The sequence below is a fragment of the Phytohabitans houttuyneae genome (assembly GCF_011764425.1).
GTDB classification, from domain to species: Bacteria; Actinomycetota; Actinomycetes; order Mycobacteriales; family Micromonosporaceae; genus Phytohabitans; species Phytohabitans houttuyneae.
This window is the reverse complement of sequence record NZ_BLPF01000002.1, coordinates 2,205,179-2,229,451: the sequence shown is the minus strand read 5'-3', so window position 1 is coordinate 2,229,451 and position 24,273 is coordinate 2,205,179. Positions and strand designations below refer to the sequence as shown.

Here is a 24,273-nt window from a genome sequence, read left to right as displayed (position 1 = left end):
GCAACCCCCTCAAGGTAGAAGAGCGACTGCTTGCATCTCGATGAGCAGATGCGGATGCGGCAGCTGGTGCACGGCGACGGTGGTGCGCGCCGGGCCGGTCTCGTCGAAGAACTCCGCGTACACCTCGTTGTAGCCGCCGAAGTCGTTCATGTTGACCAGGTACGTGGTGACCTGGGTGAGGTCGGAGAGGTCCGCGCCGATCGAGCGCAGGATCTCCCGGATGTTCTCCACGACGGCGCGGGTCTGCACGCGGATGTCCAATGTGGTCGTGCCCAGCTCGTCCACAGTGGCCCCGGCGATGCTGTTGTCGGGGCGGCGGCTGGAGGTGCCGGAGACGAACGCGAAGCCGCCCGCCACCTTCACGTGCGGGAAGCGGCCGCGGGGCCGGGCCATGCCGTCGACGATCATGACGCCCGCACCGCCACCGTGCCGAGGCCCTCGACGACCGCGCGCACGTGCGCGCCCTTCACGAGCGAGACCGCCGCCGTCGCCGCGCCGGCCAGTAGCACCCACCCGGCCTCCGCCGGCGCCCCGGCCAGGCGGCGGGCCGCGCCGAGCGCCCGCCGCGGGTCGCCCAGGATCGCCGCCGTCGAGCCGACCTGCGCGACCCGGCCGTCGACCTCCAGCAGCACGCCGAGGTTGTCCAGGCCGTCGGGCAAGGGCTTCCAGGACCCGATCGTGTACGCGGCCGCGGACGCGTTGTCGGCGACGACGTCCGCGAGGGAGAACGTGAAGTCGGCGTACCGGGAGTCGATGACCTCCAGGGCCGGCGCCACGGCGGTCGCGTTGCCGTCGGCGTCGAGCAGGAACGCCACCTCCGGCTCGATCCGCGGGTGGATGAGCGCCGACGTGTCCACGGTGCCGCCGTCGGGGACCGCCATCGCGTCGGTCAGCCGGCCCCAGATGACCTCGTCGACGCCGACCTGCGCCATCTTGGCCCGGCTGGTGAGGCCGAGCTTGAGGCCGACGAGCCGCTCGCCCCGGCCGAGGCGGCGGGCGACGAGCGCCTCCTGCACCGCGTACGCGCCGTCCGCGTCCAACCCCGCCGCGGAGACGACCTGCGGTATCGCGGTCGCGTCGCGGGCCGCCGCGTCCAGCCGTTCCGCGAGGTCGCCGGTCATCGCCCGCCCTCCTTCACCAGGTCGAGCGCGACGTCCACGATCATGTCCTCCTGGCCGCCGACCATGCGCCGCCGGCCCAGCTCGACGAGGATCGTGCGCACGTCCACGCCGTAACGGTCGGCCGCCGTCTCGGCGTGCCGCAGGAAGCTGGAGTACACGCCGGCGTACCCGAGCGACAGCGTCTCCCGGTCCACCCGCACCGGCCGGTCCTGCAGCGGGCGGACGAGGTCGTCGGCGGCGTCCATCAGCGCGAACACGTCGCAGCCGTGCGCCCACCCCATCAGGTCGGCGGTCGCCGCGAAGACCTCCAGCGGCGCGTTGCCGGCCCCGGCGCCGTGCCCGGCCAGCGCCGCGTCCACCCGCGTGGCCCCGTGCTCGACGGCGACGACCGAGTTGGCCACGCCGAGGGAGAGGTTGTGGTGCGCGTGGATGCCGACCTGCGTCGCCGGGTCGAGCACCTGGCGGTACGCGTCCACCCGCTCGGCCACGTCGCCCATCAGCAGCCGGCCGCCGGAGTCGGTCACGTACACGCAGTGCGCGCCGTACGACTCCATCAGCTTCGCCTGCGCGGCGAGGCCGGCCGGGTCGTTCATGTGCGACATCATCAGGAACCCGGCGACGTCCATGCCGTTGTCCCGGGCCCACCCGATGTGCTGGGCCGCGATGTCCGCCTCGGTGCAGTGGGTGGCGATCCGCACGCTGCGTACGCCGAGGTCGCGGGCCGCGCGCAGGTCGTCGATCGTGCCGATGCCGGGCAGCAGCAGCGTGGTGAGCGTGGCCCGCCGGACCACCTCGGCGGCGGCCGCGATCCACTCCGCGTCGGTGTGCGCGCCACGCCCGTAGTTGATGCTCGACCCGGCGAGCCCGTCGCCGTGCGCCACCTCGATGGCCGCCACGCCCGCCGCGTCGAGGGCGGCCGCGATCTCGCGCACCTGGTCGACGGTGAAGCGGTGCCGCGAGGCGTGCATGCCGTCCCGCAGCGTCACGTCCTGGACGTACACGTTCATACGACGGCCTCCTCGCGCAGGGCGACCATGCGCTCGGCGGTCCGCAGCGCCGCCGAGGTCATGATGTCGAGGTTCCCCGCGTACGCGGGCAGGTAGTGGCCGGCCCCGGACACCTCCAGGAAGACCGTCACCAGCAGACCGTCCTCGATGGACGCGAACTGCACGTCCTGCTTGAGGCGGTACCCGGGCACGTACTGCTGGACGCTCGCCACCATCTGCCCCACCGAGGCGGCGATCCGCTCCCGGTCGGCGCCGGCGTCGGGGCACAGGCAGTAGACGGTGTCGCGCATCAGCATCGGCGGCTCGGCCGGGTTGAGCACGATGATCGCCTTGCCCCGGCCGGCGCCGCCGACCACCTCCAGGGCGCGCGCGGTGGTGACGGTGAACTCGTCGATGTTCGCGCGGGTGCCGGGTCCGGCCGAGCGGGAGGCGATGGCGGCGACGATCTCGGCGTACGCGACCGGCGTGACCGCGGCGACCGCCGCGACGACCGGCACGGTGGCCTGGCCGCCGCAGGTGACCATGTTGACGTTCGGCTCGCGCAGGTGCTGGTCGAGGTTGACCGGAGGCACCACGTACGGGCCGACGGCCGCCGGTGTGAGGTCGACGACGAGCCGCCCGTGCTCCCGCAGCACCTCCGCGTGCCGGTGGTGCGCGCCGGCCGAGGTGGCGTCGAGCACGATGCCGACGTCGGCGAACTCGGGCATCGCGACGAGCCCGTCGATGCCGCCGGCCGTCGTGGCCACGCCGAGGCGCCCGGCCCGGGCCAGCCCGTCGGAGGCCGGGTCGATGCCGGCCATCGCCACCATCCGCAGCGACGTCGACAGCCGCAACACCTTGATCATCAGGTCGGTGCCGATGTTGCCCGACCCGATCACCGCCACGCCGGTCGTCATCAGCTGTCCCCCTTGTCGAAACAGGCGCGGACGGAGCCGAGCCCGGAGATGCGTGCCTCGTACGCCGCGCCGGGCGTCACCGGGACCATCGGCCCGAGCGCGCCGGACAGCACCACGTCGCCGGCGCGCAGCGGCTGTCCCGCCTTGGCGAGGGTCGCGGCGAGCCAGGCCACGGCGTGCACCGGGTTGCCGAGGCAGGCGGCGCCGGCGCCGACCGAGACCGGCTCGCCGGCGTGCTCCAGTACCGCGCCGCACAGCCGCAGGTCCACGTCGGAGAGCCGGACCGGGCGGGTGCCGAGCACGAACAGGCCGCTGGAGGCGTTGTCCGCGACGGTGTCCACGATGGAGATGTCCCAGCCGGCGACCCGGGAGTCGACGACCTCGATGGCCGGCAGCAGGTGGTCGGTCGCCCGGATCACGTCGACGACCGTGGCGTCGGGTTCGGGCAGGTCGGCGCCGAGCACGAACGCCACCTCCGCCTCCACCCTCGGCTGCAGCAGCCGGCCGAGCGGGATCTCGGCGCCGTCGGGCACGGCGGCGTCGGCCATCAGCACGCCGAAGTCCGGCTGGTACACGCCGAACGCCTCCTGCACCGCCCGCGCGGTCAGGCCGATCTTCGCGCCGACCTGCCGGCGGCCGGCTGCGAGCCAGGCGTCGACCTGCTCGCGCTGCACGGCGTACGCGGCCTCGACGTCACCGGTCGGGATCAGGTCCCCGCGCAGCGGCGGACACGGCACGCCGGTCTCGTACGCGGCGCGCAGGACGTCGGCGGCGGCGGTCATGTCAGGTCCACGCAGACGTTTGTGAGCTCGGAGTAGAACGCGAGCGAGTGCACGCCGCCCTCGCGCCCGATCCCGGAGGCCTTCACGCCGCCGAACGGGGTGCGCAGGTCGCGCAGGAACCACGTGTTGACCCACACGATCCCGGTGTCGAGGAGCGCGCCGGCGCGGTGCGCCCGCCCCACGTCGCGGGTCCACACGGTGGCCGCCAGTCCGTAGTCGCTGTCGTTGGCCAGCGCGAACGCCTCCTCCTCGTCGTCGAACGGTGCCACGTGGCACACCGGTCCGAAGATCTCCTCGCGGTTGGTGCGGTCGGCGTTGGACAGTCCGGTGAGGACGGTCGGCTGCACGTAGGCGCCGCCGTCGCGGGCGTCGCCGAGCTCCGGCACCCCGCCGCCGGCCACGACCGAGGCCCCTTCGGCGCGGGCCAGGTCGTAGTAACCGAGCACCTTCTCGCGGTGCTGGCGGGAGATGAGCGGCATCGTGCCGGTGTCCTCGTCGGACGGCCAGCCGAACGGCAGCGCCGCGGCGCGCTTGCCGAGCCGCTCCACGAACTCGTCGAAGACCGGCCGCTGCACGTACAGGCGCTCGGTGCACAGGCACACCTGGCCGCCGTTGGTGAAGCTCGACCGGACCGAGCCGTCCACCGCCGCGTCGAGGTCGGCGTCGGCGAAGACGAGCCCCGCGTTCTTGCCGCCGAGCTCGAACGAGACCGCCTTCACCCCGTCAGCCGCGGCGCGCATGATGGCGCTGCCGGTGGCCGACTCGCCGGTGAAGGTGATCGCGTCCACGCCGGGGTGGCTGGTCAGGAACTCGCCGGCCGAGTCCGGGCCGAAGCCGTGTACCAGGTTGAAGACGCCGTCGGGAACGCCGGCCGCGGCCATCACCTCGGCCAGCACCGTCGCGGAGGCCGGGGTCTCCTCCGACGGCTTGACGACGACCGCGTTGCCGCACGCCAGCGCGGGCGCCACCTTCCAGGTGAGCAGCAGCAGCGGCAGGTTCCACGGCACGACGATCGCGACGACGCCGGCGGGCTTGCGCACGGCGTAGTTGAGCGCGCGGCCGCCGGACGGCGTGACCGTGGTGAACGACTCGGTCGGTGCCGTGGAGACGATGTCGGCGAAGGCCCGGAAGTTGGCCGCGCCGCGCGGCACGTCGAGCGTGCGGGCCTGGCTCACCGCCTTGCCGGTGTCGGCGACCTCGGCCGTGACCAGGTCGTCGAAGCGGCGGTCGAGCTCGTCGGCGATCCGGCGCAGCACCACCGCGCGCTCCCGCTCGCCGAGCCGCCCCCACGGCCCGCGCAGCGCCGCCCGCGCCGCGGTGACGGCGGCGTCCACGGTGGACCTGTCGGCCTCGGCCACCTCGAAGACCTGCTCGCCGGTGACCGGGGAGATCTTGGCGAACGTCCGCCCGGCCGGCTCGAAGCGGCCGCCGACGAAGTTGCGCAGCAGGCCCGGCGCGCCGTCGGGGCGGCCGGTGCGGGCGAGGCGCGGGTCCCAGAGCGTCACGCGACCCACCTCCCTGGCCCCGGGGCCGGCGGGATCCGGTCCGAGGAGCGCAGCGACGAGGCCGGATGGCGCCGGCTGCCCGGGGTCACCAGCGAGCGGAGCGAGCCGGACAAGCCGAGTCCCACGGCCGCGAGGCCGGCGCCGGCCACCAGCGCGGCGGCGCCGACGGCCCGGTGCTGCCACTGGACGCGGCGGCGCACCTCGGCGTACGGCGTGTTGGAGAACGAGACGAGCTCGTACCGGGAGACGTAGCGGCCGGGCAGGGCGCGTTCCAGCGCGTGCTCGACCCGCTTGCCGAGGCGGAAGGCCGGCGAGGCCACCTTGTCGCGCATCTCCACGAAGTTCTCCAGGGCCATCTCGGCGATCGCCGCGGTGTCGTCCCGCCGCCGCTGGTGGAACAGCGGCAGCGCCCGCGCCCACTGCCCGCCGGTGTCGTCGAGGCAGCGGTCCAGCTCGACCACGTCCTCGAAGGCGCAGTTGGCGCCCTGGCCGTAGAACGGCACGATCGCGTGCGCCGCGTCGCCGATCAGCCCGACCCGGCCGTGCGCGTGCCAGGGGTCGCATCGGACGGTGCCGAGCAGCCCCACGGGGTTGTGCTGGTAGTCGTCGACGAGGTTGGGCGCGAGCGGCACGAGGTCCGGGTAGTGCGCGGCGAAGTGCCGCTCGATCGCCGCCGGGCTGCTCAGCGAGGCGAAGCTGCGGGTGCCGCCGTTGGGCCAGAAGAGCGTGCAGGTGAACGAGCGGTCCGGGTTGGGCAGCGCGATCATCATCGACGTGCCGCGCGGCCAGATGTGCAGCGCGCCCGGGTCCAGCGCGAAGTCGCCGCCCGCGGGTGGGATGCTCAGCTCCTTGTACCCGTAGTCGAGGAAGTCCAGCGACTCGGTGAGCGCGTCGTGCGCGAGCAGCTGGCCGCGCACCGCGGAACCGGCCCCGTCGGCACCGAGCACCGTGCCGGCGGTGGCCTGCACCTTGCCCTGCGGCGTCTCGAACGTCAGCTCGCCGGTCGCCGGCTCCAGCCCGACGAGCCGGTGGTCGAAGACGACCTGGACGCCCGGTGCCCGCTCGGCGGCGTCGAGCAGCGCGTTGTTGAGCGCGCCGCGGCTGATCGAGTTGATCGCCCGCTGACCGTCCACACTGTACGGTTGGAAGTCGAGCTTGCCCTCCACCGAACTTTTTTCAACCTGAATCGGGCGGCGCCCACGCTTTGGACGCACGGCAAGGGGAGGTTGAAAATGGTTCGCTGGGTGGATCATGCGGCCGCGCATCGGGAGCGCGTCGACCATCACCTCCTCGGCGAGGCCGATGCGGCGCAGCGCGTTGAGCCCGCGCTCGGACAGCGCGAGGTTGATGGACCGCCCCCGCTCGGCCTTGCCGGCCCGCGGGTCGGGGCGCCGCTCGTAGACGGTGACCTCGTATCCGCGCCGGGAGAGGAAGCAGGCGAGCAGGCACCCGCTGAGGCCCGCCCCGACGATCGCGACGTCGCGACTCCCGCTCATGAGCTCACACCTCCTTGACGACGGCCGCGAGGGCCCGCGCGGCGCGCCAGCAGTCGTGGTACGTCGAGTAGAGCGGCACCGGCGCGAACCGGACGATGTCCGGCTCCCGCTCGTCCGCGACGACGCCGTGCTCGTGGCGCAGCCGGCGGGTGACGTCGCCCGCGCCGCCCTCGCCGATCCGGACGGAGAGCTGGCAGCCGTGCCGCTCCGGCTCGCGCGGCGTGACGACCCGCAGCGGCCGCCCGGGTGTCACCTCGTCGAACAGCGCCCGCAGGTACCCGGTCAGGCGCAGGCTCCGGGCGCGCAGCGCGTCCATGCCGATCCGGTCGAAGATCTCCAGCGAGGTACGCACCGGCCCCATCGCGAAGATCGGCGGGTTGGAGATCTGCCAGGCGTCCACTGTGGCCGGTGGGCGGGCGACCGGGGTCATCTCGAAGCGGGTGGCCGGTTCGGTGCTCCACCAGCCCTCGAAGCGGGGCAGGGAGCGGTCGGCGACGTGCCGCTCGTGGACGAACGCGCCGGCGAGGGCGCCGGGCCCGCTGTTGAGGTACTTGTACGAGCACCAGGCGGCGAAGTCGACGCCCCAGTCGTGCAGGCGCAGCGGCACGTTGCCGGCGGCGTGCGCGAGGTCCCAGCCGACGACCGCCCCGGCGGCCTGGCCGGCCCGGGTGATGCCGGGGATGTCGAGCAGCTCGCCGGTGAGGTAGTTGACGCCGCCGAGCAGCACGAGCGCCACCCGGTCGCCGTGCTCGCGCAGGTACGCCAGGACGTCGTCGCCGCTCGCGAGGCGTACCACTGTCGTGTCGGGGTCGAGGCCGTGGAAGCGGGCCTGGCTGCGTACCGCGTAGCTGTCGGAGGGGAAGGCCGAGTCCTCGATGAGGATCTGGGTGCGCGTGCCGGCGGGCCGGTAGAACGAGACCATCAGCAGGTGGAGGTTGACGGTCAGCGAGTTCATCACGACCGCCTCGCTGGGCAGCGCGCCGACGAGCCGGGCCGCCGGGCCGGTCAGCAGCTCGTGGTAGGGCAGCCACGGCCGGCCGCCCTCCAGGTGCCCCTCGACGCCGAGGCGGGCCCAGTCGTCGAGGTCCGCCGTCAGCTCGGGGACGGTCGCCCTGGGCTGCAGGCCCAGCGAGTTGCCCGCGAAGTAGGCGATGCCCGGCGGGACGTGGAAGAGCTCTCGGTGCCCGGGGTCCGCCTCGTCGCGGCGGCGGGCGTCATCCTCGGTGAGGGTCACGGGAAGCACCGCCTCACATGTGGGTCCGGGCGGACCACAGCTCCGGGAAGACCGGCCGGGTCATGCTGCGGCGCAGCCAGTTGGCGCCGGACGAGCCGGCGGTGCCCGGCTTGTCGCCGAGGGTCCGCAGCACCGCCTTCAGGTGCAGGTACCGCCAGTCGCTGAACTGCTCGCCGACCTCGGTGAGCGCCTCGGCGAGCAGCCACAGGTCGTTGCCGGGGTGGGGCTGGGTGTAGACGCGCACCCAGGCGTCCTCCACGGCCGGGTGCGGCTCGTGGTCGCGGGTGCGGTCGCGGTCGAGCGCGTCGGCGGGGATGTCGTTGCCGCGCCGCGCGAGCAGGGCGACCACCTCGTCCCACAGGCTCGGCTCGCGGATGTCGCGGGTCAGCTCCGCGTACACCGCCTTCTGCCGGCGGAACGGGCGGATCAGGGTCTCGCTCTTGAGGCCGAGCGCGAACTCCATGTGCCGGTACATCGCGGACTGGAAGCCGGAGGCCTCGCCGAGCTGGCCGCGGAAGCGGTTGAAGTCCGCCGGGGACATCCAGCGCAGCGTGCGCCACGAGGCGTTGAGCCCCTCCAGGTGCAGGCCGGCGCGGCGCAGCGGTTCGAGCGCTCCCCACACGTCGTCCTCGCGCACCAGCCGTTGCGCCTCGCGCAGCTCGAAGCGGATCAGCCCGAAGTACAGCTCCATGATCTGGCTGACCACCAGGAACGACATCTCGCCGGCGTCGTCGCTGATGGTCCGCTGGAGCGTGTGCAGGGTGCTGGCGTGCACGTACTCGTCGTACGGCGCGCTCTCCGCGAACTGGATCTGGTCGTCCTCCTGGACGGCCACGGGTGCAGCCACGCAAGATCACCTCCAACCAACAGGATTCTCTGTCGAAGCCCCGCGGTGAATGGCGGATCGAGGGGTTCATGACCGCGGTACCCGCAAAGCCAGCGGTTGAACGGCCACCTGACTTAACGATCGAAAAGTGCGCCGGTTATAGGGTCTTCTGTCCGATTCTGGAGGTGTCCCGCTGACGCCAAGTTCGATAGGATCAAACAGACTCGCGCGGGTCGTACCCCTCCCGCGCAGCACCCCGGGAGGATCGTTGGGCACGTCGGCATCCCAGAAGGAAGAGACCCGCCAGGACCAGGTCGGCGCGCGGATGCGGCAGTTCCGCACCGAGCGCGGCCTGACGCTGCGCGGGCTGGCCGCCCGGGCGGGGCTGTCGATCGGCTTCCTGTCGCAGGTGGAGCGGGGTGTCTCGTCGATCGGGCTGACCGCGCTCAACAGCGTCGCGGCGGCGCTCGACCGGCCGGTCGCGGAGTTCTTCTCCGACGGCGACGAGCCCAGCTCGGACGGCGCGGCGGCCGCGCTGCCCAGCCATTTCACGCTGACCAAGGCCGAGAGCGGCGCCACGCAGTACGTGTCCGGCCAGGTCACCTACCGGATGCTCTCCGACCGCGGTCCCAACCTCGTGCTGGAGCCGATGGTCGTGCACATCGCGCCGGGCGGCCGCCGCGAGGAGGCGTACGCGCACGCCGGCGAGGAGTTCGCCTACGTGGTGACCGGCGAGCTGCTCTACGAGGTCGACGGCGTGGAGCACCGGCTGCTGCCGGGCGACAGCGTGCACCTGCGGTCGAATGTGCCGCACAACATGTACAACGACACCGACCAGGTGACCACCGTGGTCTCGGTGGTCACCCCGCGGCTCTTCTGACCGAGCCCGTGTTCACTGTCACGTAACTTTTAGCGTGACCGACAGCGCGTCGGCGGTCGTGTGCCACAGCGGGGCCGCCGGATCGATCACCGCGAAGTGGTCGCCGGGCTCCTCGATGTACGTGACGTCGTCGCCGGCCGCCCGGGCCGCGGCCACGTAGCGCCGGTTGAAGTCGACCAGGTCGAGGTCGTCGTCGGCACCGACGACCACGAGCTGCGGCACGCCGACAGGCACCCGGGCCATCGGGTCGGAGGCGGCGTAGACCTCGGGCACCTCGTAGCGCGGGCCGCCGAGCGCCGCGGTCACCGCGCCGGTGCCGATCCCCCGCCCGTCGCCGCCGGCGAGGTCGAGCACGCCGGCCAGGGGCACCGCGAGCGCGACACGCCCGTGGTCGGCCGCGACCCGCAGCGCGAGCTGCCCGCCGGCCGAGTGCCCCAGCACCGCGACGCGGTCCAGGTCGAGCGGCTCGTCCACATCGGACAGCGCGGTGAGCCCGGCGGCGACGTCGCTGACGGTGGCCGTCCAGCCGTGCCGGTCGGGGCGCCGGTACTCCAGGTTCCAGGCGGCGAAGCCGCGCGCGGCGAGGTCGGCGGCGAGCGCGTCCATCAGGTCGGCGGCCCAGACCGACCGCCAGAACCCGCCGTGCAGCAGCACCGCGACAGGCACCGGCGACCCGACGCCGTCAGCGAGCGCGGCGCCGGGCGGCATCCGCAGCTCGCCCCACTGCTCCGGGCCGGGCCCGTACCGGATCCGGGTGGCCGGGTGGCGGCGCCGCAGCACCGCGTGCCGGATGGCCCAGACGAGGCCCCAGACACCGCGGCCGTAGAGGTGGGCGGCGCCGGGCGCGACCGCGGCGGGGCCGGTGACCTCGATGTCGTACCAGACGGTCGCCGGCGCGTGCGGGCCGGCGAGCGTCATGAGCGCGCGGGCCTCCGGATGCGGTCCGGGCAGCACGACGGTGGGGATGCCCACGGCGAGCCGCTCACGCACCGCGGCCGCGCCGTCGACGACCGACACGGTCCCGTCGACGCCGAGCCGCGCCAGCTCCCCTTCCGCGACGGTCGTGAGCAGGTCGTGGTCGGCCCGGACACCGGCCACGACGAGCACCTGCGCGCCGTTCATGACAACACCTCCACGGGCTCGCGCCGCAGCAGCGGCAGCACGGCGGTGCCGAGCAGGTCGACCCCGCCGCCGTCGGTCAGGCCGTGCGGGGTGCCGAACTCGACCCTCCGCACGCCCGCGTCGATCAGCGCCTGCGCCCGCGCGGCCACCTGCTCCGGCGTGCCGGCGAACGCGAACATGTCCAGCACGTCGTCCGGGATCAGCCGCCCGGCGGCCGCGTGCTCACCGGCGTCGACCAGCGCGGTCACCCGGGCTACGAGGTCGGCCGGTACCCCGGCGGTGGGGTCGAGGTCGGCGACGACGGCCAGGTACATCGCGACCTCGGTGCGGGCGTGCGCGCGCGCCGCCTCCCCGTCCCGGTCGACGACGGTCACCGCGCCCAGCACGATGCCGACGTCCTCGACCGGCCGGCCGGCCCGTGCCGCCCCGGCCCGCAGCCGCTCGCGGATCACCGGCACCATCGCCGGGTTGGCGCTGCCGCCCACCTTGATCTCGGCGGCGATCCGCCCGGCCAGCGCGGCGCCCCGCTCGCCCCACGCGCCGACCAGCAGCGGCGGGTCGGGACGGTGCACCCGGTAGCGCAGGGCGGTGCCGGCGGCAAGCGTGAAGACCTCGCCGGTGAACCCGCCGGTGTCGCCGCGCAGCAGCCGGTACACGACCTCGGCGCACTCGCGCAGCGCCACGACCGGGCGCGGCTGGGCGATGCCGACCGCGCCGAGCCAGGTGCCGCGGGCCAGCCCGAGGTAGGCGCGTCCGGCGGAGGCGAGATCGAGGGCGGCCACCTGGCCGGCGATCTCGTACGGCGCCATCGAGTACGGGTTGAGGCAGGCCGGGCCGAGCCGCACCCGCTCGGTGGCCGCGGCCATCTCCAGCAGCGGGAAGATCGGCGGCTGGTACATCAGGTCGCCGAAGACCGTCAGCACGTCGAAGCCGCACTCCTCGGCGCGGCGGGCGAGCCGCGCGTAGGTGCCGGCCGGCTTGTCGCTCTGCAGCCCGAGGCCGATCTCCGCCCTGGCTGGACGGTCTTCGCGATCGTTGCCGGCCGCGGGGCAGGCCATCGCTGAGCCTGATGATTCGCTCGCAAGCTCCCTCATGTGAGGTCCGCGGAGTCCATCCGCCGCTTTGCGGTGCGCTCGACCCGCATGACGAGCCGCTCCTCCGGGTCGGGGCAGGCGAACAGCGTGTCCCGCTCGAGCCAGTCGCCGGGGGGCATGTCGCGCTGCTTGGCGGCGAGGAAGGGCAGCACGGCGGCGAGCGCGTACACGCAGAAGTGCTTGCCCTCCGGGATCGTGAGGTGGGCGCTGTGGGTGAGGTCGAAGTAGTCACCGACGTCCATGCCGCAGACCGAGCGCCCCTCGATCCGGTCGACGCACACCCGCAGGTCGTAGATCTCCATGTCGCTCATGGCGCTTCCCTTCCGACGCGGACGACGATCTTTCCGGTGGTGCGCCGGGCGGCCAGGTCGGACAGCGCTGCCGGCGCCTGCTCCAGCGTGGGCGTGCGGCCGACCGGCGGGCGCACGGCACCGGCGGCGCAGAGCGCGAACAGCTCGGCGTACACCTCCCGCACCCGCTCGGCGCGGCGCCACGGGTAGGCCGAGCCCCAGGACAGGCCGACGAGCGTGGCGTTGGCGGCGACGAGCGCCATCGGGTCGACGGGCGGTGGCGGGCCGCCGGCCGCGCCGATCGCCACGATCCGGCCCTCGAAGTCCAGACAGGACAGCGACCGGGTGAACACGTCGCCGCCCACCGGGTCGAGCACCACATCGACCCCGGCGCCGCCGGTCGCGTCCCGGACCGCCGCCACGAAGTCCTCCGCGCGGTAGTCCACCGCGAGGGCGGCGCCGTTGTCCCGGCACACGGCGAGCTTGTCGGGGCCGCCGGCGGTGCAGAACACCGTCGCGCCGCGGGTCACCGCCAGCTGGGTGGCGGCGATGCCGACCCCGCCGGCACCGGCGTGCACCAGCACGGTCTGTCCGGCGCCGACGCCGGCCCGCTCCAGGGCCCACCACGCCGTCTGGTACGTCACCGGCAGCGCCGCCGCGAGCACCGGGTCGAAGCCGGCCGGTAGCGGGGTGGCGAGCGCCGCGTCCAGCGTGACCGTGTCGCCGAGGGCGCCGTGCGGCAGCGCCGGGCAGGCAACAATGTCCACATCGGACATATGCTCCGCGCCGGGACCGGCCGCGACGACCCGGCCGGCGACCTCGACGCCCGGCGTCATCGGCGGGTCGGGGCGCACGGGGTACGTGCCGCGGCAGAGCATCACGTCGAGGAAGTTGAGCCCGACCGCCCGCACGGCCACGGTGACCTGGCCGGGGCCGGGCGGCGGGTCGTCGGGCAGGTCGGCGACCGCGAGCACGTCGGCGGGCTCGCCGTGCGTGTACGCCACCAGCCGCCGGATCACGACGGCTCCGGGGGCCCGCCGGGCCTGGTGCGAGACCCGGCGGGTGTCCCTGAAGAGCCGGAGGGCGCCTCGACCGGCACCCTCTCGGCGTGGTGGTGCACGATGAGCCACCGGCCGCCGTCGCGCCGCAGCACGTCGGTGACCCGGGACTCCTCGGCGGCACCGGAGCCGGCCGCCACGGCGACCAGCACGTACCGGGCGGCGGCGGTGTCGTTCCAGACGTCGACGCGCAGGTCGGTGGCGTCGAGCCGGTCCAAGCGGGGCCGCTGCCCGGCGGCGTCCCGCCCCTCGCGGTAGGCGTCGAGCTCCGAGCGGGTGCGCAGCGGCCCGGGCAGGTGCGTCTCCCAGGTGGTGACCTCGGGGTGCAGGTGGCTGTCGAAGCGCGCCCGGTCGCCGGCGAGGAACGCGTCGTACATGTCCGCGATCCCGGCGGCGATCCGTTCCGCGTCCTTACGCTCCGCCTGCAACGCTCCGCCGCTCGGCGCTCGTCCGCCGTCGTGGTCCATGCCCGTAGCCTCGCGTCTCCCGCTCACCGCACGTCCCATCCGGCCCGGTCGTCCCGGACCACCCGGCCGCCGGACATCACCCAGCGCACCCCGCGGAACGCGGACGTGTGCGCCACCGGGTCGGCGTCCATCGCGATCAGGTCGGCGTACCGTCCGGTTTGGACGGTGCCGAGGTCGTCCTCGGCCCTCAGCCAGCGCACCGGCCCGAGCGTGCCCGCGTACAGGGCGCGCGCCGGGCCGATGCCGGCCTCGGACATGTACTCCAGCTCCCGCACCGAGGCGTTGGTGCCCTCGAAGTGCCAGAACGGCGGCATGTCGCTGCCCAGCAGCACCTCCACGCCGGCCGCCACCGCGGTCGCGTAGCTGTCCAGGTGGCGCGGCCCGGCGCCGAGCGAGCGGGCCTGCATCCACGCCGGTACGCCGAGCTCGTCGAAGAACTCCTTGCAGCGGGTGACCAGCAGCGTGGGCACGAGCGCGGTGCCGCGTTCGGCCATCAGCGCGGCCACGTCCTCGGTCAGCTCGTACCCGTGCTCGACGCAGTCCAGCCCGAGCGAGACCGCCTCGGCGATCACCTCGGCCGGCCCGGCGTGCGCGGTCACCCGCCGCCCCCACGCGTGCGCCGTCTCCAGCACGGCGGCGAGCTCGTCCGGGAAGAGCTGGCGGGTGGTGATCCGCTCGTGCTCGCCGGCGATGCCGCCGGAGATCATCACCTTGATCAGGTCGGCGCCGGCCCTGACCTGGCTGCGCACCCCGCGGCGGAACCCGTCGGCGCCGTCGCATTCGAGCGTGTCCGGGCTCTCGTGGCCGTGCCCGCCGGTGCAGACCAATGCGCGGCCGGCGGTGAAGATCCGCGGCCCGGGCACCCGGCCGGCGGTGATGGCCCGGCGCAGCGCGAAGTCGGCGTGGTCCTTCTCGGCCACGCACCGCACGGTCGTGACGCCGGACAGCAGGGTGCGCCGGGCGCCGTCGGCCATGTAGAGGGCCAGCTCGTGCGGGCTCATCGTCTTGACGCCGTCGCCGCCGCTGCCGGGCAGCGACAGCGACAGGTGGGTGTGCATGTTGACGAGGCCGGGCGTCAGGTACGCGCCGTCGAGGTCGACCGTCTCGTGCTCGCCGGCCTCGCGGGCCTGCGCGAGCACCTCGTCGCGGGGCCCGACGGCGGCGATCCGGTCGCCGCGCACCCAGACACCGGCGTCGGGCAGCGCGGGCACGCCCTCGACGATTCGTCCATCCACGACGGTGCAGCCGACCACCACAGTGGACCCGGTCGATCGTTCCTGGCTCATGTCGACACTCCATACAGATCGCGGGAGACGTAGCCTTCGAGAAGGTCTTCCCGCACCGCGGCCGGATCACGCAGCCGCGGATCTCCGTGACCGCCACCACCGGCGGTCAGCAGGGTGACCCGGTCCCCGGCGGCCACCCGCGTGCGCTTCGTGCTGACTGATGCCTCACTCGGCGTACCGGGAAAGACGATGACCTGGTTCGGCTCGGGCTCCTGCCCGCCGTCGAGCGCCCACGGCCGGCTGCGGGTCTTCTTGATCACCGACAGGAACTCCCCGGCGTCACGAACCGGATGTCCCGCCGCAGCCCCACACCGCCACGGAACCGCCCCGCCCCACCGGAGTCCGTGCGCATCTCCACCCGCTCGAAGAACATGCCCGTCTTGGCTTCCAGCACCTCGACCGGGGTGTTGCGGGCCTGGGTCTGGCACAGGTGGTTGGCCGGGCCGATGCCGTCGTGGTCCGGCGCCGCGCCCCATCCGACCGCGTCGTTGTTGCTGACCGCGAAGAGCTGCCCGGTGTCCGGGTGCGTGCCGACCATCATGAAGCCCGGCACGTCACCGCCCGACGACGCCGGCAGCCGCTCCGGCATGCCCTGGGCGAGCGCCTTGTAGATGAGCTCGAGCGCGACGGTGCCGGTCCACTGGGTGAACGTGGCGGCCGGGTACACGGCGTGGAAGAGCGTGCCCGGCTCGGCCCGCACGTCGAGCGCGGCGAAGTGGCCGGCGTTCGTCTGCTCGCCCGGCGTGGTGATCGCCTTGAACGCGACCCGCGCGGTGGCGATCGTGGCGCCGAAGGGCAGGTTGACCGGCCCGGGCACGGCCGGTGAGGAGCCGGCGAAGTCCACGGTGAACCGTCCGTCCGCGACGGTCACGGTGCAGCGCATGAGGATCGGGTCGTCGGTGACGCCGTCGTCGTCGAGCCAGTCCTGCGCGCTCCACGAGCCCTGCGGCAGCGTGTCGACCGCGGCCCGGGCCCGCGCCTCTCCGTCCTCGATCATCCGCCGTACGGCCGCCGCGACGGTCTCCCGGCCGAACTTCCCGAAGATCTCCAGCAGCCGCCGCTCGCCGGTGCGGATCGCCGCCACCTGGGCGTGCAGGTCGCCGAGGACGAGGTCGGGCATCCGCGAGTTGAAGCGGATCAGCTCGATGATCTCGGGTGCCGGCTCGCCGGCCCGGAAGATCCGGGTGCCGGGGAAGATGACGCCCTCCTGGTGCATGTCGGTGGAGTCGAGCACGTAGCCGGGGTCCTTGGCGCCCAGGTCCATCCAGTGCGCCCGGATGCACAGGTAGCCGACGGACGTTCCATGAAGAAAGACCGGCGCGAAGAGCGTGGCGTCGTACGTGTGCGCGGCGTTCCAGTAGGGGTAGTTCATCAGCACGACGTCGCCCGCGCGCAGGGTGTGCGCGCCGACGTACTCCACGCCCTTGCGGATGGAGTAGTCGTTGGCGCCGAGGAAGCGGCTCAGCCCGGTCGACTCGGCCACCAGGCGCAGCTCGTCGTCGTAGATGGAGATGCCGAAGTCGTGCACCTCGTAGATGACCGGGTTGAACGCGGTGCGGATCAGCGTCGCCCGCATCTCCTCGGCCGCGGCGACGAGGTAGCTGCGCACCACCTCGACCGTGGCGCCGTCCACATCAGACATCGCCGGTCACCCCGTACACGTCCCGCGCGGCCTCGGCCGAGACGAACCCTTCGGCGACGTCCTCGCGTACCGCGTCGGGATCCCGCTCCCCCGGCGCGCCGTGCCCGCCGCCGCCGGCGGTCAGGAGGGTGACCCGGTCGCCGACCTCGACGCGGGTGCGCTTGGTGCTGACCCGCGCCTCCCGCTCGGTGCCCGGAAACACGACCACCTGGTTGGGCTCCGGCTCCTGCCCGCCGGCCAGGGCCCACGGCCGGCTGCGGGTCTTCTTGATCACCGACAGGAACTCCCCGGCGTCACGAACCGGATGTCCCGCCGCAGCCCCACACCGCCACGGAACCGCCCCGCGCCGCCGGAGTCCGTGCGCATCTCCACCCGCTCGAAGAACATGCCCGTCTTGGCTTCCAGCACCTCGATGGGGGTGATCCGGCCGGTGCTGCCGGAGACGTGGGTCGCGGCGTTCATCCCGTCGTGCGCGACGGTGGCGCCCCACCCGACCGGGTCGTTGTTGCTGACCGCGAAGAGCTGCCCGGTGTCCGGGTGCGTGCCGACCATCATGAAGCCCGGCACGTCGCCGCCGGAGGAGGCGGGCAGCCGGTCCGGCATGCCCTGGGCGAGCGCCTTGGTGATGAGCTCGACCGCGACGATGCCGGTCCAGAGGGTGTACGTCGGCTGCGGGTAGACCGCGTGGAAGAGCGTGCCGGGCTCGGCCTTGACCCGCAGCGGCGCCACGGTGCCCTCGTTGGACGGCTGGTCCGGCGAGGTGAGCGACTTCAGCACGACCTTGCAGATCGCCTCGGTGGCGCCGAAGGGCATGTTGATGGGGCCGGCGGTGGCCGGGGACGAGCCGGCGAAGTCCACGGTGAACTCGCCGTCCGCGATCGTCACGGTCGCCTGCATCCGGACCGGCTCGGTCCCGATTCCGTCGTCGTCGAGCCAGTCGACAGCGGTCCACGAGCCCTGCGGCAGCGCGTCGAGGGCGGCCCTGCTGCGAGCGGCGCCGTCGTCGATCATCCGTTGCACGGCCGCCGCCACGGTGTCCCGGCCGAACTTTTCGAGGATCTCCAGCAGGCGCCGCTCGCCCGTCCGCAGGGCGGCGATCTGCGCGTGCAGGTCGCCGAGCACCTCGGCCGGCATCCGCGAGTTGAAGCGGATGAGCTCGTGTATCTCGTGTACCGGCTCGCCGCGCGAGACCACCTTGGTGCCCGGGAAGATGAGCCCCTCCTGGTGCATGTCGGTGGAGTCGAGCACGTAGCCGGGGTCCTTGGCGCCCAGGTCCATCCAATGTGCCCGGACGCAGAGGAAGCCGACGAGCGTGCCGTCGCCGGGCCAGAAGACCGGCGCGAAGAGCGTGGCGTCGGAGGCGTGCGCGGCGTTCCAGTACGGGTAGTTGAGCAGCACCACGTCGCCGGGGTGCAGGTTGTCGCGGCCCACGTACTCCACGCCCTTGCGCAGCGAGAAGTCGTTGGCGCCGAGGAAGAACGTGAGGCCGGTGGCCTCGGCGACCAGGCGCAGGTCGGCGTCGTACATGGACATGCCGAAGTCGTGCACCTCGTAGATGACCGGGTTGAACGAGGTGCGGATCAGCGTGGCCCGCATCTCCTCGGCCGCGGAGACGAGGTAGCTGCGCACCACCTCCACGGTGGCCCCGTCGATCATGAGTCCTCCAGCGTGACGAGCAGGTACCCGTGCCGGTCGACCTCGACCCGCTGTCCACCGGGGACGACCGTGGTGGAGGTGCCCTCGTCGACGAGCGCGGGCCCGGCGAAGCGGTCGCCGGGCGCGAGCAGGTCCCGGTCGTACACGGCGAACGGGACCATCGCCCGGGACGCCACGTCGTACGCGTCGCGGTGCCCGCGCAGCGCCCGGCCCGGGTCGCCGTCACCGGGTGGCGGCTCGTCGAGCGAAGGGCGCTGGGTGCGGCCGATGCCGCGCACCCGCAGGTTGAGGATCTGCAGGCGGTTGCCCATCGTGTGCCCGTACCGGGCGTGGTGCAGCTCCTCGAACGCGGTGCGGATCGCGTCGGGGCGCAGCTCGCGGCCGACCGTGACCATCAGCGAGTGCTCCTGCCCGAGATAGCGCAGCTCCAGCTGCCGCTCCAGCACGGTGTCGGCGGCGCCGACCCCCTGGTCGGTCAGCGACGCCAGCGCGTCCGCCTCGACTCCCTTGTAGAGCGCCTCCAGCTCGTCCAGGTCGGCGTCGTCCAACGTGGCCATCACGGTGCGCGCGAAGTCGTCGACGATGTCGGCCGACAGCATGCCCCAGGCGGAGAAGCCGGACGGGGCGAACGGCACGACCACCTCGCGGATGCCCATCTCCCTGGCCAGCAGCGGGGCCAGCAGCGGTCCCGCGCCGCCGAAGGCGAGCAGCGAGAAGACGCGGGGGTCGTGTCCCCGTTCGACGGTGATCTGCCGGACCGCGCCGACGGTGCGGGCCAGCAGCACGTCGACGACCCCGGCCGCGGCCGCCTCGGCGGTGAGCCCGAGCGGCTCGGCGACCGTCGCGGTGAGCGCGGCCCGTGCGGCGTCCGCCTGCAGCCCCATGGTGCCGCCGAGGAACCGGTCCGGGTCGATGTACCCGAGCACGACCGCGGCGTCGGTGACGGTCGGCTCGGTGCCGCCCCGGCCGTAGCAGACCGGGCCCGGGTCGGCGCCGGCGCTGCGCGGGCCGACCTTGAGCAGGCCCCGGTCGAGCCAGGCGATCGAGCCGCCGCCGGCGCCGATGGTGCGGATGTCGTACGCCGGGATCAGCAGCGGGAAGTGCTCCAGCTGCGCCTCGTACGCGGCGACCGCGCCGCCCCGCTCGATGACGCAGGCGTCCAGCGAGGTGCCGCCGATGTCGAAGGTGAGCATGTTGTCGCGGCCGAGCGCCTCGGCCAGGTACGCGGCGCCGACGATCCCGCCGGCCGGTCCGGACAGCACGGTGTGGGTCGGCGACGTCTTGGCCACGGTGGACGTCATCGAGCCGCCGCCGGAACGCATGATCAGGAACCGGCCGGCGAAGCCGCGCCCGGCCAGGCCCGACTCCAGCTCGTCCACGTACCGCTCGAAGATGGGGCGGATGTACGCCTCCAGCACGGTGGTGCTGGTCCGCTCGTACTCGCGGTACTCCCGCACGATGTCCGTGGACAGCGACAGGCTCACGTCCGGGTACGCCTCGTGGACGATCCGGGCGGCCTCGCGCTCGTGGGTCGGGTCGAGGAACGAGTGCAGGAAGCAGATCGCGATCGACCGTACGCCCTGCTCCTCGACGAGCGTGCGGGCGGCGGCGCGGACGCTGTCCGGGTCGAGCTCCTGCACGACGCGGCCCTTGTAGTCCAGGCGCCCCACCACGCCGGCCGTGTACCGCCGCTTCACCAGGCTCTCCGGCCGCTGGTACGTGAAGTCGTACATGTGGTCGGCGGGCACGTTGCCGCGGCCGAGCAGGAAGATGTCGCGGAAGCCCTCGTTGGTGAGGATGCCGGTGGCACCGCCGCGCCGCTCCAGCACCGCGTTGAGCCCGAGCGTCGTACCGTGGATGAACAGCTCCACAGTGGACAGGTCGGTGCCCAGCTCGGCGATCGCGTTCAGCACGCCGTCGGCCGGGCGGGCGGGCGTGGTGGACGCCTTGCGGAAGCGGACCCGGTTGGTGCGGGTGTCCAGCTCCATGGCGTCGACGAAGGTGCCGCCGATGTCGACGGCGAGCCGGATGTGCTCAGGCACTGTCTTGGCTCCTCTGCATCTGGGTCCTTTCCTGAAGCAGTCCGGGGATCTGCGGCACGCGCCAGCAGGCGGCCTCGCTGGCCCCGTACCGGATGAGCGGCTGCGGCTCGGCGCGGCACTCGTCGGTGGCGAACGGGCAGCGGGCGGCGAGCGGGCAGCCGGTGGCGGCGTCCGCCTCGTCGAGGTCCTTGGCCAGCTCCACGCGCGGGCCGGTGGAGCCGCCGTCGAGGCTGGGCGCGCTTCCCAGCAGCGCCCGGGTGTACGGGTGGCGCGGGTTGCCGAAGACCTCCTCCACCGGGCCCTGCTCGACGATCCGGCCGAGGTAGAGCACCACGACCCGGTCGCAGAAGCCGCGCACGGTGGCGAGGTCGTGGGAGATGAACACCGAGCCGCGCGAGGCGTCGCCGGCCAGCTCGGCGATCACGTCGAGGATCTGCGCCTGCACGGTCACGTCCAGCGCGGACGTGGGCTCGTCGAAGACGATCAGGTCCGGGTTGCCGACCAGCGCGCGGGCGATGCCGACCCGCTGCGCCTGCCCGCCGGACAGCTCGTGCGGGCGGCGGCGGAGCATGGACGCGTCGAGGTTCATCCGGGTGAGCACCTCGGCGACCCGCTCGGCCCGCTCGCCCGCCGGTACGCCCAGGGCGCGCAGCGGCTCGCCGATCGCGTCGGCCACGGTGCGGCGCGGGCTGAGCGAGCCGATCGGGTCCTGGAAGACCATGCGCGCCTTGGTCCGCAGCCGGCGCAGCTTCCTGCCGCGCAGCGCGCGCAGGTCGGTGCCGGCCAGCCGCACGGTGCCGCTGCTGGGCACGGTCAGGCCGAGCATGAGCCGGGCGAGGGTGCTCTTGCCGCAGCCGCTCTCGCCGACCACGCCGACCGTCTCGCCGGCCGAGACCGTGAGGCTGACGCCGCGCAGCGCGTGGTGGCCGCCGCTGCCGAAGCGGCTGCCGTACACGACGTGCGCGTCGTCGATCTCCATGACGACATTGCCTTTGTCTGCTTTGTCCCGTACCTCGACGGGAGCGGCCACCCGGACCGGCCCGCTCTGCGGGTGGAAGCAGGCGAGCTCCCCGTTCAGCGGCGGCCTTTCGGCGGTGCAGCGGTCGGTGGCGTGGGCGCAGCGGGGCGCGAACGGGCAGGACGCGGGCGGTGAGGACAGCAGCGGCATCGCGCCGCCGATCGCGCGGGCCGGGCGGCCGGAGACATCCGGTACGGAGGCGAGCAGCGCCCGCGTGTACGGGTGCGACGGCTCGCGCAGCACCTTCGCGGCCGGGCCGCTCTCCACGACGGTTCCCGCGTAGAGCACGACGACCCGGTCGCAGATCGGCGCGATCGAGGCGAGGTCGTGCGAGATGAGCAGCACGCCGCGGCCGTCGGTGTCGGCGGCGTGCCGGAACTGCCGCAGGATCTCCCGGGTCAGCGTGACGTCCAGGCCGGTGGTCGGCTCGTCGGCGATCAGCAGGCCGGGCGCGCAGCCGGTGGCCAGCGAGATCATCACGCGCTGGGCCATGCCGCCGGACAGCTCGTGCGGGTACGCCTCGAGCCGCCGGGCCGGGTTGCGGATGCCGACCGCCTCGAACAGCTGCCGCGCGGCCTCCCGGGCCGCCTGCTTGTCCAGCTTCTGGTGCGTGGTGAGGCGGTCGGTGAGCTGGCGGCCGACCGTGCGGGTGGGGCTGAGCGCGCCGCGCGGGTTCTGGAAGCAGAGCGCCGCGCCGTGCCCGCGGTGGTCGGCGAGCGCGGCGTCGTCCATCGCGAGCACGTCCGCGCCCTCGAAGCGGACCGCGCCGCCGGTCTGCGAGCCGCTGGGCAGCAGCGCCACGATCGCGCGGGCGACCATGCTCTTGCCGCCGCCGCTCTCGCCGACCAGCCCGACCACCTCGCCGGCGTCGACGTGCAGGTCGACCCCGCTGAGCGCGGCGACGTCCCGCCCCGGCCGCCGGATCAGCACCGACAGGTCCTCTATGGAGAGAAGGCTCATGATTGCCTCCTGGCGTCGGCGCGCTCCTGAAGGCCCTCGCCGAGCAGGCTGAAGCCGAGCACGCAGATCAGCAGGGCGAGGCCGGGCGGTACCGAGGTCCACCACCGGCCGGCGACCACGTCCGGGCTGCCGAGGCTGATCATCGCGCCCCACTCGGCGGCCGGCACGGTCACGCCGAGGCCGAGGAACGACAGGCCGGCCAGCGTGAGCATGGCCCAGCCGCAGTTCAGCGGCGCGATGACCCGGACCGGCGTGAGGCTGTTCGGCAGTACGTGCCGCCACAGCACGCCGAGCGTGGAGGCGCCGGAGGTGATGGAGGCGTCCACGAAGGGCAGCTCGCGGATCGACCGCACCTCGGCGCGGACCAGGCGCGCGTAGGCGGGCGCGTTGACGGCGGCGATCGTGATGACGAGGTTGACGGTGCCGTTGCCGAGCAGGGCGGCGACCGCGAGGGCGAGGATGAACGTGGGGAACGCCTGGAAGATGTCGACGATCCGCATCAGCACGTCGTCGATCCAGCCGCCGAGGTAGCCGGCGAGCAGGCCGAGCGCGGTGCCGAGCACGACCGCGAGGGCCACCGCGGCGACCGCGACGCCGAGGTCGAGGCGGGCCGCGTAGAGCAGGCGGCTCCAGATGTCCATCCCGTTGGTGTCGGTGCCGAGCAGGTGCGCGCCGCCGGGGCGGCCAGCGTCGCGTTCGCGTCGATCTCCTCCGGGCCCCAGCTGCTCAGCAGCGGCGCGGCCAGCGCGGCGAGCGCCACCACCGCGAGGATCACCGAGCCGGTGACGATCAGCGCCCGGGAGAAGCGGCCGCCGCCCGCCCGGCGGCTCTTCGCCGGCGTCGGGATGCCGCCGGTCGCCCTCAGGTCGGCCATCAGATCCTCACTCTCGGGTCGAGGATCGCGTGTACCACGTCGGCGATCAGGAACACGATCACGTAGCAGAGCGCGATGAGCAGCACCGACGCCTGCACCACCGGGTAGTCGCGGTAGAGCAGGCCGCGCAGCGCCCACTGGCCGAAGCCCTGCCACGAGTAGACGTACTCGATCAGCACGGTGGAGCCGATCGCGGTGCCGAACACCAGCGCGGCGAGCGCCGGGAGGCGGACCAGGGCCGGGCGCAGCAGGTACCCCCGGAGAAGCGTGCGCGGGCGCAGGCCGTGCGTGGTCGCGGCGAGGTAGGCCTCCGAGCGCAGCACCTCCAGGGCGGAGGCGCGCACGCTGCGCAGCAGCGGCGCGACGACGACGATCGTCAGCGTCGCCACCGGCAGGACCAGGTGGCTGAGGGCCGAGGTGAACGCCGGACCGTTGGCGGTCAGTGCCGCGTCGAGCAGGTCGGCGCCGGTGAGCGGCGTGAGGTTGGTGTCGGGGTCGACCCGCCCGCTGGGCGCGGGGAACCAGCCGAGCGCGCTGTACCCGACCAGGATGAGCACGAGGCCGAGCCAGAACTCCGGCATCGAGTTGCCGACCAGCGCGAGGATCCGCACGCTGTGGTCGCCGAACCGGTCCGCGCGCCGCGCCGACCACACGCCGAAGACGACGGCGACCACGATGGCCAGGCTGACCGAGAGGACCACCAGCTCCAGGGTGGGTCCGACCCGGACCGCCAGCTCCGAGCCGACCGAGGTTCCACTTTGGATGGAGGTACCGAAGTCGCCGGTCGCCAGCCCTTTGAGGTAGTCGAGGAACTGCTCCCACATCGGCTTGTCGAGCCCGAAGCGGGCGCGGGCCGCCGCCGCGTCCGCCTCGGTCGCGTTCGGGCCCAGGATGGTCCGGATCGGGTCGCCGGGCAGCACGCGCACCAGCACGAAGGTCAGGACGACCACACCGAGCAGGACCGGGACGACCTGTAACAGCCGCCGGGCGACGAAGCGTAGGAGCCGCATCCGCGGG

The 24,273-nt window shown here is 73.6% G+C and carries 20 protein-coding genes and 3 pseudogenes; 1 reads left to right on the top strand and 22 read right to left on the bottom strand.

Annotated elements, in window-relative coordinates:
* Positions 1 to 9: 9 nt before the first annotated feature.
* From Phou_RS33135 to Phou_RS33095, 9 genes and pseudogenes are all read right to left on the bottom strand, one after another.
* Positions 10 to 408 carry a RidA family protein gene (locus Phou_RS33135; RefSeq protein ID WP_173063501.1) on the bottom strand — a complete coding sequence of 133 codons (399 nt, stop codon included), beginning with the start codon at positions 406 to 408 and terminating at the stop codon, positions 10 to 12.
* Positions 405 to 1,121 carry a 2-keto-4-pentenoate hydratase gene (locus Phou_RS33130; protein ID WP_173063498.1) on the bottom strand — a complete coding sequence of 239 codons (717 nt, stop codon included), beginning with the start codon at positions 1,119 to 1,121 and terminating at the stop codon, positions 405 to 407. Before Phou_RS33130 ends, Phou_RS33135 begins: the two co-directional genes overlap by 4 nt.
* Positions 1,118 to 2,128, bottom strand: a complete 1,011-nt coding sequence (gene dmpG, locus Phou_RS33125; RefSeq protein WP_173063495.1) for a 4-hydroxy-2-oxovalerate aldolase — start codon at positions 2,126 to 2,128, stop codon at positions 1,118 to 1,120. Before dmpG ends, Phou_RS33130 begins: the two co-directional genes overlap by 4 nt.
* A complete protein-coding gene (locus Phou_RS33120) occupies positions 2,125 to 3,024 on the bottom strand; it encodes an acetaldehyde dehydrogenase (acetylating) (protein ID WP_173063492.1) in 900 nt (299 codons plus the stop codon). The genes dmpG and Phou_RS33120 overlap by 4 nt, the downstream gene beginning before the upstream one ends.
* Positions 3,024 to 3,806, bottom strand: coding sequence for a 2-keto-4-pentenoate hydratase (locus Phou_RS33115; RefSeq protein ID WP_173063489.1), 783 nt, complete (start codon positions 3,804 to 3,806; stop codon positions 3,024 to 3,026). Before Phou_RS33115 ends, Phou_RS33120 begins: the two co-directional genes overlap by 1 nt.
* On the bottom strand, positions 3,803 to 5,311 hold the full coding sequence (locus Phou_RS33110) for a 2-hydroxymuconic semialdehyde dehydrogenase (RefSeq protein WP_173063486.1): 1,509 nt from the start codon (positions 5,309 to 5,311) through the stop codon (positions 3,803 to 3,805). The genes Phou_RS33115 and Phou_RS33110 overlap by 4 nt, the downstream gene beginning before the upstream one ends.
* 122 nt (positions 5,312 to 5,433) lie before the next feature.
* A pseudogene (locus Phou_RS33105) lies at positions 5,434 to 6,807 on the bottom strand (FAD-dependent oxidoreductase); the annotation flags it as partial.
* A 4-nt stretch (positions 6,808 to 6,811) separates the two neighbouring features.
* Positions 6,812 to 8,041 (bottom strand): kynureninase, encoded by a 1,230-nt coding sequence (gene kynU / locus Phou_RS33100; protein WP_173063481.1) that lies wholly within the window; start codon positions 8,039 to 8,041, stop codon positions 6,812 to 6,814.
* A gap of 13 nt (positions 8,042 to 8,054) precedes the next feature.
* A pseudogene (locus Phou_RS33095) lies at positions 8,055 to 8,904 on the bottom strand (tryptophan 2,3-dioxygenase).
* A 231-nt stretch (positions 8,905 to 9,135) separates the two neighbouring features.
* On the opposite strand from Phou_RS33095, the gene Phou_RS33090 reads away from it, so the two are divergent.
* The gene (locus Phou_RS33090) at positions 9,136 to 9,747 is read left to right on the top strand and encodes a helix-turn-helix domain-containing protein (protein WP_246274018.1); all 612 of its coding nucleotides are present in this window, start codon (positions 9,136 to 9,138) and stop codon (positions 9,745 to 9,747) included.
* A gap of 18 nt (positions 9,748 to 9,765) precedes the next feature.
* On the opposite strand, the gene Phou_RS33085 is transcribed toward Phou_RS33090, so the two are convergent.
* From Phou_RS33085 to Phou_RS33030, 13 genes and pseudogenes are all read right to left on the bottom strand, one after another.
* The gene (locus Phou_RS33085; protein WP_173063475.1) at positions 9,766 to 10,869 is read right to left on the bottom strand and encodes an alpha/beta hydrolase; all 1,104 of its coding nucleotides are present in this window, start codon (positions 10,867 to 10,869) and stop codon (positions 9,766 to 9,768) included.
* On the bottom strand, positions 10,866 to 11,963 hold the full coding sequence (locus tag Phou_RS33080; RefSeq protein ID WP_246274017.1) for an LLM class flavin-dependent oxidoreductase: 1,098 nt from the start codon (positions 11,961 to 11,963) through the stop codon (positions 10,866 to 10,868). The genes Phou_RS33085 and Phou_RS33080 overlap by 4 nt, the downstream gene beginning before the upstream one ends.
* Positions 11,960 to 12,274 carry a TIGR04076 family protein gene (locus Phou_RS33075; protein WP_173063469.1) on the bottom strand — a complete coding sequence of 105 codons (315 nt, stop codon included), beginning with the start codon at positions 12,272 to 12,274 and terminating at the stop codon, positions 11,960 to 11,962. Before Phou_RS33075 ends, Phou_RS33080 begins: the two co-directional genes overlap by 4 nt.
* A complete protein-coding gene (locus tag Phou_RS33070) occupies positions 12,271 to 13,272 on the bottom strand; it encodes an NADPH:quinone oxidoreductase family protein (RefSeq protein ID WP_173063466.1) in 1,002 nt (333 codons plus the stop codon). Before Phou_RS33070 ends, Phou_RS33075 begins: the two co-directional genes overlap by 4 nt.
* Positions 13,269 to 13,778, bottom strand: a complete 510-nt coding sequence (locus tag Phou_RS33065) for a YybH family protein (RefSeq protein WP_173063463.1) — start codon at positions 13,776 to 13,778, stop codon at positions 13,269 to 13,271. The genes Phou_RS33070 and Phou_RS33065 overlap by 4 nt, the downstream gene beginning before the upstream one ends.
* Before the next feature lie 23 nt (positions 13,779 to 13,801).
* Positions 13,802 to 15,064 (bottom strand): amidohydrolase family protein, encoded by a 1,263-nt coding sequence (locus Phou_RS33060; protein WP_173063461.1) that lies wholly within the window; start codon positions 15,062 to 15,064, stop codon positions 13,802 to 13,804.
* A pseudogene (locus tag Phou_RS33055) lies at positions 15,061 to 16,640 on the bottom strand (hydantoinase B/oxoprolinase family protein). The gene Phou_RS33060 and the pseudogene Phou_RS33055 overlap by 4 nt, the downstream one beginning before the upstream one ends.
* Before the next feature lie 58 nt (positions 16,641 to 16,698).
* Complete coding sequence (locus Phou_RS53375) at positions 16,699 to 16,980, bottom strand: hydantoinase B/oxoprolinase family protein (RefSeq protein WP_246274016.1); 282 nt, start codon at positions 16,978 to 16,980, stop codon at positions 16,699 to 16,701.
* Positions 16,977 to 18,362 (bottom strand): hydantoinase B/oxoprolinase family protein, encoded by a 1,386-nt coding sequence (locus Phou_RS33050; RefSeq protein ID WP_246274015.1) that lies wholly within the window; start codon positions 18,360 to 18,362, stop codon positions 16,977 to 16,979. Before Phou_RS33050 ends, Phou_RS53375 begins: the two co-directional genes overlap by 4 nt.
* Entirely contained in the window at positions 18,359 to 20,404 is a 2,046-nt protein-coding gene (locus Phou_RS33045) for a hydantoinase/oxoprolinase family protein (protein WP_246274014.1), read from the bottom strand. Before Phou_RS33045 ends, Phou_RS33050 begins: the two co-directional genes overlap by 4 nt.
* Positions 20,397 to 22,382 (bottom strand): dipeptide ABC transporter ATP-binding protein, encoded by a 1,986-nt coding sequence (locus Phou_RS33040; RefSeq protein WP_173063459.1) that lies wholly within the window; start codon positions 22,380 to 22,382, stop codon positions 20,397 to 20,399. The genes Phou_RS33045 and Phou_RS33040 overlap by 8 nt, the downstream gene beginning before the upstream one ends.
* A complete protein-coding gene (locus Phou_RS33035) occupies positions 22,379 to 23,023 on the bottom strand; it encodes an ABC transporter permease (protein WP_246274013.1) in 645 nt (214 codons plus the stop codon). Before Phou_RS33035 ends, Phou_RS33040 begins: the two co-directional genes overlap by 4 nt.
* A gap of 232 nt (positions 23,024 to 23,255) precedes the next feature.
* On the bottom strand, positions 23,256 to 24,266 hold the full coding sequence (locus Phou_RS33030) for an ABC transporter permease (RefSeq protein WP_173063457.1): 1,011 nt from the start codon (positions 24,264 to 24,266) through the stop codon (positions 23,256 to 23,258).
* Positions 24,267 to 24,273 lie beyond the last annotated feature (7 nt).

Coding starts and splice junctions, on each gene's coding strand:
- Phou_RS33040 (WP_173063459.1), bottom strand. CDS start 22,382: ATGAGCCTTCTCTCCATAGAGGACCTGTCGGTGCTGATCCGGCGGCCG.
- Phou_RS33115 (WP_173063489.1), bottom strand. CDS start 3,806: ATGACCGCCGCCGCCGACGTCCTGCGCGCCGCGTACGAGACCGGCGTG.
- Phou_RS33120 (WP_173063492.1), bottom strand. CDS start 3,024: ATGACGACCGGCGTGGCGGTGATCGGGTCGGGCAACATCGGCACCGAC.
- Phou_RS33085 (WP_173063475.1), bottom strand. CDS start 10,869: ATGAACGGCGCGCAGGTGCTCGTCGTGGCCGGTGTCCGGGCCGACCAC.
- dmpG (WP_173063495.1), bottom strand. CDS start 2,128: ATGAACGTGTACGTCCAGGACGTGACGCTGCGGGACGGCATGCACGCC.
- Phou_RS33130 (WP_173063498.1), bottom strand. CDS start 1,121: ATGACCGGCGACCTCGCGGAACGGCTGGACGCGGCGGCCCGCGACGCG.
- Phou_RS33030 (WP_173063457.1), bottom strand. CDS start 24,266: ATGCGGCTCCTACGCTTCGTCGCCCGGCGGCTGTTACAGGTCGTCCCG.
- Phou_RS33060 (WP_173063461.1), bottom strand. CDS start 15,064: ATGAGCCAGGAACGATCGACCGGGTCCACTGTGGTGGTCGGCTGCACC.
- Phou_RS33075 (WP_173063469.1), bottom strand. CDS start 12,274: ATGAGCGACATGGAGATCTACGACCTGCGGGTGTGCGTCGACCGGATC.
- Phou_RS33080 (WP_246274017.1), bottom strand. CDS start 11,963: ATGAGGGAGCTTGCGAGCGAATCATCAGGCTCAGCGATGGCCTGCCCC.
- Phou_RS33035 (WP_246274013.1), bottom strand. CDS start 23,023: ATGGACATCTGGAGCCGCCTGCTCTACGCGGCCCGCCTCGACCTCGGC.
- Phou_RS33050 (WP_246274015.1), bottom strand. CDS start 18,362: ATGATCGACGGGGCCACCGTGGAGGTGGTGCGCAGCTACCTCGTCTCC.
- Phou_RS33135 (WP_173063501.1), bottom strand. CDS start 408: ATGATCGTCGACGGCATGGCCCGGCCCCGCGGCCGCTTCCCGCACGTG.
- Phou_RS33065 (WP_173063463.1), bottom strand. CDS start 13,778: ATGGACCACGACGGCGGACGAGCGCCGAGCGGCGGAGCGTTGCAGGCG.